We start from the raw sequence: 10,250 nt of genomic DNA, 5'->3' as shown, positions 1-10,250 counted from the left end.
CGCCGCGCCGCACTTCGAGATTCAAGGCAGCGTGAATCGGCTGTCCGCCGAGCCGCTTGTACAGGTTCTCGACCTCGATGACGGCAGCGCCGGCGGCAGGCGTCGGGCTCATTACAGCAGCCCCACATGGGTGAGCAGTGCGCCCGAGCTCGCATCGAACACGAGGATCAGGGTCAGGCTCGTCACCACCGACAGCGTCGTGTTGCGGGAAAGGCCGTCGGTATCGGGCGATGCCGTCATGCCGAAATAGCACCCGACCACCGCGATGGTGAGGCCGAACAACGCGCCCTTGGCGAGGCCGATCCAGAAATTGACGATCTGTACCTGCGCCGGCAGTTCAGCAAGGAACAGGCGCCAGCCGACGCCGAGATCTGCCTGCGCTGTCACCGCGCCGCCGAGGAGCGCCGTGAAGTCGGTCCATACCACCAGCAGCGGTACGCTGATGAGCGCGCCGACCACGCGCGGCAGCGCGAGGCGCAGGCTCGGCTTCGGGCCGAACGCGCGCAGCGCGTCGTATTCGCCGGTGAGGTGCATCGCGGCGATGCCCGAGGTCATCGCCGACCCCGAACGCCCCGCAAGGATCAGGCCGCACACGACCGGTCCGAGTTCACGCAGCACCGCGAGACCCATCGTACCGACGATCATCATCGCGGCGCCGAACTGCGACAGCGCCATGCCAAGCTGGATCGTCATCACGACGCCGATCAGGAAACCGACGCAACCCAGCAGCAACATCGACATCGCACCCACATGGTGGATCGTCGCGGTGATTTCCTTCCACGGGATCACGCGCGGATGGCGCACGCAGTAACCGACATCCAGCAGCAACTGTCCGATCAACAGCAGCACGCCGCCGACACCGCGCACGAAACGCAGCACGTGGCTGCCGGCGCGCACCCAGCGGTCAGCCAACCGCAACGGCGGCAGCGGTTCGGGGATCTGCAGCGTCGCCAGCCAGCGGAACCAGTGCATGTGGTCGGCGCGGCACGCAAGGCGTTCGGGTAACCGGCGGCCCCAGACTTCCCACAACAGGCGGGCGCCCGCACTGTCGAGCGCCACGACGCCATCGAGATTCCAGCGCAACTGCGTTGACGCGATGCCGGCCAATTCGCGCATGAGGCGCCAGCGCCGTTCGGGCTCCAGCAACAACGTCCACGCGCCCGTCAGCCGCACCTCGCCATCGGCTCCGTATTCCCAGTTGGCAGCGGCAGAAACGGTCGACATCAGCCCGCGGCAGCACCGCAACGCGCGCGCCCGCGCAATGGGTCAAAGCTATACCCAGCGCGGTAGAGGAAGCGTTACGGTCGCGCTCGTCGCGGAAAAAAGCCCCGCGATTGCTCGCGGGGCTTTGCGTGAAACACGCGGCGCAGGTCGGAATCGAACCCTCATCCGGCGCTGCGCGGCACCTTCTCCCGCAGGGAGAAGGATGTCACTGGGCTCAGAAACCGCCCATGCCGCCCATACCACCCATGCCGCCCATGTCACCGCCGGGCGCAGCGTGGTTGTGCTCTTCCTTCTTGGGCGCTTCGCCGATCATGGCTTCCGTCGTGATCATCAAGCCCGCGATCGAAGCCGCGTTCTGCAGCGCCGAACGCGTGACCTTGGTCGGATCGAGGATGCCCATTTCGATCATGTCGCCATACTCACCAGTTGCGGCGTTGTAGCCAAAGTTGCCCTTGCCTTCGGCAACCTTGTTCAACACGACGGACGGCTCTTCACCAGCGTTCGAAACGATCTCGCGCAGCGGGGCTTCCATGGCGCGACGGGCCAGCACGATGCCGTGTTCCTGGTCCTCGTTGTCGCTCTTGATGTTCTTGATGGAGTGCACCGCACGCACCAGCGCCACGCCGCCGCCGGGCACCACGCCTTCTTCCACCGCCGCACGCGTGGCGTGCAGGGCGTCTTCAACGCGGGCCTTCTTTTCCTTCATCTCGACTTCGGTCGCGGCGCCAACCTTGACCACCGCCACACCGCCGGACAGCTTGGCGACGCGTTCCTGCAGCTTCTCGCGGTCGTAGTCGGAGGTGGTTTCCTCGATCTGGGCCTTGATCTGGTTGATGCGGCCCTGGATGGTCTTGTTGTCACCGGCACCGTCGATGAGGGTGGTGTTTTCCTTGGTGATGATGACCTTCTTGGCGCGGCCCAGATCCTTGACGGTAGCCTTCTCAAGCTGCAGGCCGACTTCCTCGGAAATCACGGTGCCCTTGGTCAGGATGGCCATGTCCTCCAGCATCGCTTTGCGGCGGTCACCGAAGCCCGGCGCCTTCACCGCACACACCTTGACGATGCCGCGGATGGTGTTGACCACCAGGGTGGCCAGCGCTTCGCCTTCGACCTCTTCCGCCACGATCAGCAGCGGCTTGCCCGACTTGGCGACGCCTTCCAGCACGGGGAGAAGATCACGCACGTTGGAGATCTTCTTGTCGTGCAAGAGAATGTACGGGTCTTCCAACTCGCACTGCATCGACTGCTGGTTGTTGATGAAGTACGGCGACAGGTAGCCGCGGTCGAACTGCATGCCTTCGACGACGTCGAGCTCGTTTTCCAGGCCCGAACCGTCTTCGACGGTGATGACGCCTTCCTTGCCGACCTTGTCCATCGCGTTGGCGATGATTTCACCCACAGACACGTCGCTGTTGGCGGAAATGGAACCGACTTGAGCGATGGCCTTGCTGGTGGTGCAAGGCTTGGAGAGCTTGTGCAACTCGTCCACAGCAACAGCCACGGCCTTGTCGATACCGCGTTTGAGGTCCATGGGGCTGATGCCGGCGGCCACGTACTTCAGGCCTTCTTCGACGATTGCTTGGGCCAGCACGGTGGCTGTCGTGGTGCCGTCACCGGCGTTGTCAGAGGTCTTGGACGCGACTTCCTTCACGAGTTGCGCGCCGATGTTTTCGAACTTGTCTTTCAGTTCGATTTCTTTGGCGACGGACACACCGTCTTTGGTCACCGTGGGGGCGCCGAACGAACGGTCCAGCACCACGTTACGGCCCTTGGGGCCCATGGTGGTCTTGACGGCGTTGGCCAGGATGTTGACGCCGCGCACGATGCGGGAGCGTGCGTCATCACCAAAATAGACTTGCTTTGCAGCCATGTTGAAATTCCTTAGGGTGTTGAACGGAGCAGTGGATTACTGGACCACGGCGAAGATTTCTTCTTCGCGGATGACCAGGACTTCGTCGCCGTCGACCTTGACCGCCTGGCCGGCATACTTGCCGAACAGGACCTTGTCGCCGACCTTCAGATCCATCGGGATCAGCTTGCCGTCTTCCGTTTTCTTGCCTGGGCCAACGGCCAGGACCTCGCCTTGATCGGGCTTCTCGGCCGCGCTGTCGGGAATCACGATACCCGAGGCGGTGGTGCGCTCGTTGTCCAGACGCTTGATGATCACGCGATCATGCAAAGGACGCAGTGCCATGGAGGAACTCCTGTACTAAGAGGGATTGGATAAAGTGTGGGGAGAGGCGTTGTTAGCACTCACCACCATCGAGTGCTAATTATAAGGATGATCTGAGGGATTTCAAGGGGGTGGGTGAAAGCGCTTCTCACCTGTCGATTTCCTCTGAGTTTGAAACTTTGTTCACTGATGTCGAACGCCACTGAGTTTTGAACTTCCACCGCTGAGTTTTGAACTCTCAAAAACGCGTAAACCAAGTGTCGGCGAGGGTTTCAGACAAAAAATGACGTTGAGGTGAGATCCGAAACCAGGGTGTTTTCGTGCCTCGCCCTGCCTGAAGCACATGTGAGTGCCAGCCTGTACGTACTGCTGGTTTCTAGGTGTGCAGATTCAACCGGTGGATGCAACGGTCTGGCTAAACCGTTGCGCGGGTGTTTTGTAGTTTAAGGTTTTTCTCGGACGCTCATTCAAGCGCCTCGCGATGGCGTCGAGCTTGGTCCGCGAGTAATCCGATAGATCAATTCCCTTTGGCAGATACTGCCGTAGAAGACCGTTGGTGTTCTCATTCGTCCCCCGTTACCAGGGATTCTGCGGATCGCAGAAATACACCTTGATATCCGTAGCCAGAGTGAATCGTTTGCGGTCGGCCAGCACCTTACCTCGATCCCAGGTGAGCGACTTATAGAGCTCCCGTGGCAGCTGTCTGGCCTGCTTGATCAAGCTTCGGTAGTTTGTCACTGCGCCAGACGCCTCTGACAAGGAAGTTGTGGCCGCTACGGCGAGCCTCACCCCCGCAAGGCATCCTCGATGCGTCGTCTGGCACTCTGCGAGAGCCTGCGAATGCCGAGTGTCCGGGCGACGCCCAGCGCGATGTCGCCCTCTACGACATGGTACGCAGCGGCGAGCAATTCCTCACGGGGGATCTCTTCCGCGGAACGCGCTGCCTCTTCTGATTCTGGCGTCCGATACGACGCCCAGTGCTCTATATCATCCTCCGACAGCCAGACGAACCGGGCGTTTTCTGCGACGATATCGGTCTGGAAAAAATACGCATGGCGCGCCAGATCCAGGACACGTTCACGAATACGGCTACCAGCGCGTTTGAAGCCGTGCAGGCGTGCAACACGCTTCACTAGCAACTCATCGAGGATAGGCGCCTCGCTTTCTAGGATGGCGGTAATCAGGTTGGAGAGGGTTGTATCGTATTCGGGAAGATAGAAACGGTCGGGATCAATCATGGTCTCGTAGGCGGAAAGGTCGGCCTGACGGTAAACCTGTTGGCCTTGGCGCAAGGCCAGTGCCTCGGAACTGTTCGCCACCAGGGGTTCACGATCCCTGGATTCGGTCTGTCGCTCCTCCTCATCAGCCTCCTCTATCGCGTGGGCTTGCCCCCAATCGACGTCTTCAAGGTCGGCTGCCGTGTCGACTGTCACTGCGGAGTTACTGGCATCAGCGGTCGCCTCAACCGATCTCTCGTCCGCCACCAATGCTTTCTCGTTGCATTTCGCATCCTCGGCTCTCGATTCCACCAGCAGGTTAGTGATCGCCTGATGCAAGCGTCCGATCTCCGTTTCCCGATCGACCCACCACGCTGTGGACCATACGCGCAGCAGGCGCCACCCGTAGTCACGCAGGATGTCAGCCCGGACTTTGTCCCGGTCGCGCGCGGTCGCGGCGCTATGGTATGTTGCGCCATCACACTCGATGCCCACGAGATAATCACCCGGCCGATCCGGGTGCACCACCGCCAGGTCGATACGGAAGCGAGAAACACCGATCTGTGTATGAATTTGCCAGCCTCTTTCCCGCATCGCCTCGGCGACATACTGCTCAAAAGGTGATTCGTAGCCACCCAATGACCCCTTGACGGCTGCCGCAATGGCAGCAGGTCCATGATCCGCAAATTCCACGAACTGGCGCAAATCGCTCACTGCTCGCGCCGAGGTACGACTGAGATCGATCATGGTTGGATCAAACGAGGTGAATACCATCATTTCTCGACGAGCGCGGGTCACGGCCACGTTCAGGCGCCGCTCTCCGCCAGTCTTGTTGAGCGGCCCGAAATTCATCAGCATGGTCACAGCGCCGGGTTCGCTGGGACCAAAGCCGATGGAGAGGACGACCAGATCACGTTCGTCGCCCTGCACAGTCTCCAGATTTTTGACGATCAACGGTTCTGGCTGGTTCTCGGAGAAGAAGGGCTCGATTTGGGGCGCCTCTCGCCGTGCCTGGTCCAGCAGATCGCTGATCAGCTGCTGCTGTTCGGCATTTAGGGTAATGACGCCGACACTCTGGCCGGACGCCACGAATGCCGGATCGGTCAGACGCCCGACCAACTCAGCCACGACGGCCTTGGCCTCAATCTGGTTGTAGCGTCCGGTACCGCGGGCGTAGACGCCCGCAACGCGGCGCCACGAAACAGCGCTTGGCCGTGTATCCGGTGCAGGAAAGGTGACAAGGCTGTCATCATAATAAGCGTGGTTGGAGAAGGCGATCAGACTCTCGTGTCGGCTTCTGTAGTGCCACGTGAGCCGATATTCCGGCAGGCCGGCCGCCAGGCATTCGTTGAGGATGCTCTCCATGTCTTCCTCAACATCGTCCTCGACGCCGACCCCGCGATTGAAAAAATTGGTGGGTGGCATCTGCTTTGGATCACCGGCGACGATCACTTGCTTGGCGCGTCCGATTGCTCCAATGGCATCCCATGGCGTTACTTGGGAGGCCTCATCGAAGATGACGACATCGAATGCCGTGTGGTCCGTCGGCAGGTACTGAGCGATCGATAATGGGCTCATTAACATGCACGGGGCGAGGACCATGAAATCGTCCCCCATTTCTTGCAGCAGTTGCCGCACAGGCTTGTGCCGTCGCTTCTTTTGCAGTTCATGACGCAGGATCTGGAATCCCGCGTGAAGCGTCCCTGCCTGTTTTGAGGGAATTTCGCCCATCAACTGTGCACGAATGTACGCCGAAGTCAGCGCTGAGAGTTCATCGATGGCTACCCGGTAGCTCTGAATTGCATTCTGCTGGACAGTGGGGACGAACGCCCGCAACAGGGGCTCCGCGTCCATTGCTGCTCGGGCAAACCAGTATGCATAGGCCGTCTTGAACGTATCTTTGACGTTGTCCTGTGGGACAGCGCCGCTTTCAATCGCGTCAACGAGTGGCGCCAGGCCCAGCTCGATGGCCTCACTACGTACCTTCTGCCAACTACACCAGTCATGCAGCACGGCAGTATGGTCGATGATCGCCTGTGCGCCGGCCTGAAGAGTTCCGTCTGTTACATTTGAATCAGTTGCGCGGCCGGTGACTTCGTCAAAATGATCCAGCGACGCTAGCAACTGTTCGTGGCATTGTTTCAGTTGATCGGCCGCTTGCATCACGGGGCTGCCCGCGGCCAGTAGTTCATTCGTATCGCACACTAGGCGGCGGGCCTCACTGCAGAGCCGTGCGAAGTGCTCCGGCGTCTCAGCCAGCGCCACAAGCGCAGATCGCAACCCTTCGGCAATACACGCAACCGCTTTGGCATGCGCCATGTCCGTATCGATGCCGGCCCAGCCTGGCACGCCGTCCAATACGGGCGTAAGCGCGTTAACCCCAGCCAGCAACGTTTGCAAGGTCTCGATCTGCTGGAGGTCCGCCTCGACAGCGGAAGGCTTTGTCCTCGTTGTAGAAGAGTCCAAGGCTTTTGCGATGCGCCTTTTCTCCATCAAGGCAAAGGGCCAGAGCTTGCCTGATGCCTCCTGCCAAGCCCTCCTGGCAGCGGCCACGTCGATGCGCGCGATTGAATCCGCCGCATAGAAGCGGGACAGGCGTGTCTTCGCGTCTTCGTAGTCGTGCAGAAGCACCGCCGCCTCATCGAGCGTAGACGCGACACGGCTCGCTGACGGCTCGAATGCAAACCGCAGATCGACGCCGTACGCTTGGGCCAGCATCTTGCCGACTAGACACAGGTTTCCGGCATTGTGCATCGAAGGCGCGATACCCAGGCTGGTGCAGCGGCTGAACGCCTCACAGGCCGCAGAGCAGGACGACAACGTATCCAGCAGATTGCGCGCAGCAGCGACCACGCCATCTTGCCAAGCGTTCGACCAATCCGAGTGTCGGAGCAGTTTGAATTGGGCCCCGACGCGTTCGACCGTTGCTCGGGTCAGATCAAGCCGCGTCGATACTTCACGCAACCGCTGTATTTGGTCCTGTGAATGTTGTATTCCGGCCGGCCAGGAGAGTTCCGGCGTCCAGGCGTGGCGGTTGCGTATGACCTCGGCCATGGCTTCGAACAGCGACCAGCCGTTCGGGTGCCTCCGGTGCAGCACAACTACCAGTGCATTCAATTCATCCCGCAGACTGCGTACCCGGCCGGCGGTAGCTTGCCAGGCTGAAGCGGATGCCTCGCGCTGCGCGCCCCATGTGCGATCGAGCTGCTGCAGCACCTCTACTTTCGATGCCTTGTTGGAATGGAGCTCCAGGCAGAATTCGCCAAGCCCCTTTTGCTCCAGGCGGCGCTTGACGACGTCGAGCGCTGCGCGCTTTTCGGCCACGAACAAAACGCGCCGACCCAGCGCCAGATTGTGTGCAATCATGTTCGCAATCGTCTGTGACTTCCCGGTTCCAGGCGGTCCGTCGAGGACGAAGCTCTTGCCGCTGGCTGAGGCGATCACGGCAGCCAATTGCGAAGAATCCACTGGAAGTGGCAGAAACAGATTGACTGGGTCGAGTCTTTGATCCAATTCCGATTCGCGCAAAAACTCGTCCTTTGCGTACGGCCCGGCTTCGCCGAATTTGTGCTGCAACAGATGCTGAACAATGCCGTGTTGCATGAGTTCAGCAGTGCGATCGCGCAAATCGCGCCACATGAGGTACTTGGCGAAGGAGAAAGTGCTGAGTGCGACGTCCGGGACGACTTCGAACCCCGGCATGTCGCGCACTGCACGCCTCATCGTCGTTAGGATTTCCGTGATGTCGATGCCACTGTCATCGGAGGGCAACTCGCTCTGCAGCTCGGGTACCTCCAGATTGAAGTCGTGACGCAGTAGCTCCAGCAAGGTCTGGTTGAATTGCGGTTCGTCGTCTAACATCGTCAACCTGACCGGATGGCGAACGCTTGACCGATCAAGCCTGACAGGCAGCAAGATCAGCGGCGCGTCGTAAGGTTTGGGATCTTTTTCGCTTTTTTTCCAGCGCAGGAACCCTATGGCCAGGAATAGAGTGTTCGACCCCCCTTCTTCCAGATCGGCACGGGATTTTCTGTACAAGTCGATGATATAGCTGTCCAGCTTCGCCTGATCCATCACCGACAGCAGTTCCATACGCTCCAGCGCCTGGCGCGCATACTCCTCATCGAGAGACTGGCCGTGCCGCGCTGCATAGATCTCGTTATCCCGACCACCGATATCCCTGCGCGGCATCGCCGCAATGCGCAGGGTTTTGTGTGCTGCGAGCAAATCCTCGACTCGTCCCGGTTGCGGACATACCAGCCAGATGGCCTTGGCCGTGCGTGGCAGGTGCAGCAGGCGATTCCGCGTCGTCAGGTCTAAAAGCTTGCGTTGCCAAGCATCTAGTTTGTCGGCCGGCGTTGCCGGCTGTTCCTGTTCTTTAGCCTCGACATCGAAGCTGGGCAACGGCGGAGCTGCCTCGAGCGCAACATAGAGCTGCGCCTCGCTCTCACTCCCTGATGATTCCGCTGCTCCTGCCGACACACTCAACGGGCGCAGCTTCTGCATGCGTGCACGGCGCACATCCACGGCTGCCACGAACTTCCTGTCATCAGCCAGCCTGCGCGTCGCATCTCTGACGGCCTGGCTGAAGGCTGGTGACTGTGCCTGAGTCGCGAAGGTCGTTTCGAAGACCACTAGCTCATTCAAATCCACCCGTTTACGTACCGTCGAACTGTCGTCAACCAGTACCTGTGCAAACTGCTGCGGCTGCAGCCAGGCACCGCAGAATGCGTGCCCCTCGACGAGCACGAGGATAGGGTTCAATCCAGCTTGCTCGATAGCCGCAGCGAACAGTAGCGCTGTATCCAGGCAAGTGGCGACGCCACCTGCCAGGATCTGCGAGGGTGTGCGGATTTTCTGTCCTCGTTCCTCGAAGCTCGCTGGCGGTATGGCATAGCTCAGCCGCAGACCACATATTGCCGAATAGATGGCCGATGCCAGCTCCCAGGCGCGGCCCCTGGACTTTGCCTCGTAGCCGTCAATGCCATCAGGGCGACCCGCCCGCCGCAGGGCGTCCGAAGCCAGCTTGAGAACCTTGTCCACTGCAGGATCGTTGGGCGTGCAGAACGCCGGCAAAAGCTCCGCCATACTGCCGGCCCCGCCCCACTCATTGGGTGCCAGCAACTCGACCGGGCAATGCTGCTCCGCGAGGATAACGGTGGCTGATCGCAGACGCACATTGATCCCGGCTCTGACGTTTTCCGTGAGATCGGCGAGATATCCTTCGGCAAGCTTGATGTCGCGGTCGGGGAGATCGAGCACTGCGCCCGTCTCCAGCCGGTCCACAGGCCAGGTCTTCATCGCAGCAAACGGTAGCGTTGCCTCCAGCTCCAGAGTCAGATCTGCAAAATCTTCGTCTCCGTCGTTCGTAATTGTTAATGAACGGATCAGTGGTACGGCGTTCTGATGCGAGACGAGTCCAAGCTTCTCGGCAAAGGCGCCTTCAATCGACACTCCCACGGGCTCCCCCATCGACGTTTCTTGTTAACCAAATGTTTATATAAGAAAGCAACGACAATTGTGACGTATTGTACGTCCGAGGGCTGTTGCGCTAGGCATGAGCACGTGGCAGACCAGCATCTTATATATGTAAATCCCTGGTGGGCAGCAGATCGTCCGCAGCTGAAAATTTGCCC

Annotated in this window: 4 protein-coding genes and 1 pseudogene; all 5 read right to left on the bottom strand. The window is 60.1% G+C overall.

What is annotated here, in order from left to right:
• Nucleotides 1–111 precede the first annotated feature (111 nt).
• The 5 genes and pseudogenes from VF285_RS03405 to VF285_RS03385 all read right to left on the bottom strand — a co-directional run bounded on the left by VF285_RS03405 (nt 112) and on the right by VF285_RS03385 (nt 10,068).
• Nucleotides 112–1,224 (bottom strand): ABC transporter permease, encoded by a 1,113-nt coding sequence (locus VF285_RS03405; RefSeq protein ID WP_346951215.1) that lies wholly within the window; start codon nt 1,222–1,224, stop codon nt 112–114.
• A 214-nt stretch (nt 1,225–1,438) separates the two neighbouring features.
• The gene (gene groL, locus VF285_RS03400) at nt 1,439–3,094 is read right to left on the bottom strand and encodes a chaperonin GroEL (protein WP_346951214.1); all 1,656 of its coding nucleotides are present in this window, start codon (nt 3,092–3,094) and stop codon (nt 1,439–1,441) included.
• A 36-nt stretch (nt 3,095–3,130) separates the two neighbouring features.
• On the bottom strand, nt 3,131–3,418 hold the full coding sequence (locus VF285_RS03395; protein WP_346951213.1) for a co-chaperone GroES: 288 nt from the start codon (nt 3,416–3,418) through the stop codon (nt 3,131–3,133).
• 369 nt (nt 3,419–3,787) lie between these two features.
• Nucleotides 3,788–4,132: pseudogene (locus VF285_RS03390) on the bottom strand (IS30 family transposase); the annotation flags it as partial.
• Nucleotides 4,133–4,182: 50 nt separating this feature from the next.
• Nucleotides 4,183–10,068 (bottom strand): DUF3320 domain-containing protein, encoded by a 5,886-nt coding sequence (locus tag VF285_RS03385; protein WP_346951212.1) that lies wholly within the window; start codon nt 10,066–10,068, stop codon nt 4,183–4,185.
• Nucleotides 10,069–10,250 lie beyond the last annotated feature (182 nt).

The sequence above is a fragment of the Castellaniella sp. genome (genome assembly GCF_036379515.1).
Taxonomy (GTDB): domain Bacteria; phylum Pseudomonadota; class Gammaproteobacteria; order Burkholderiales; family Burkholderiaceae_B; genus Castellaniella.
Note: the sequence above shows the minus strand (reverse complement) of the source record. Positions and strands in the feature narration are given on the sequence as shown.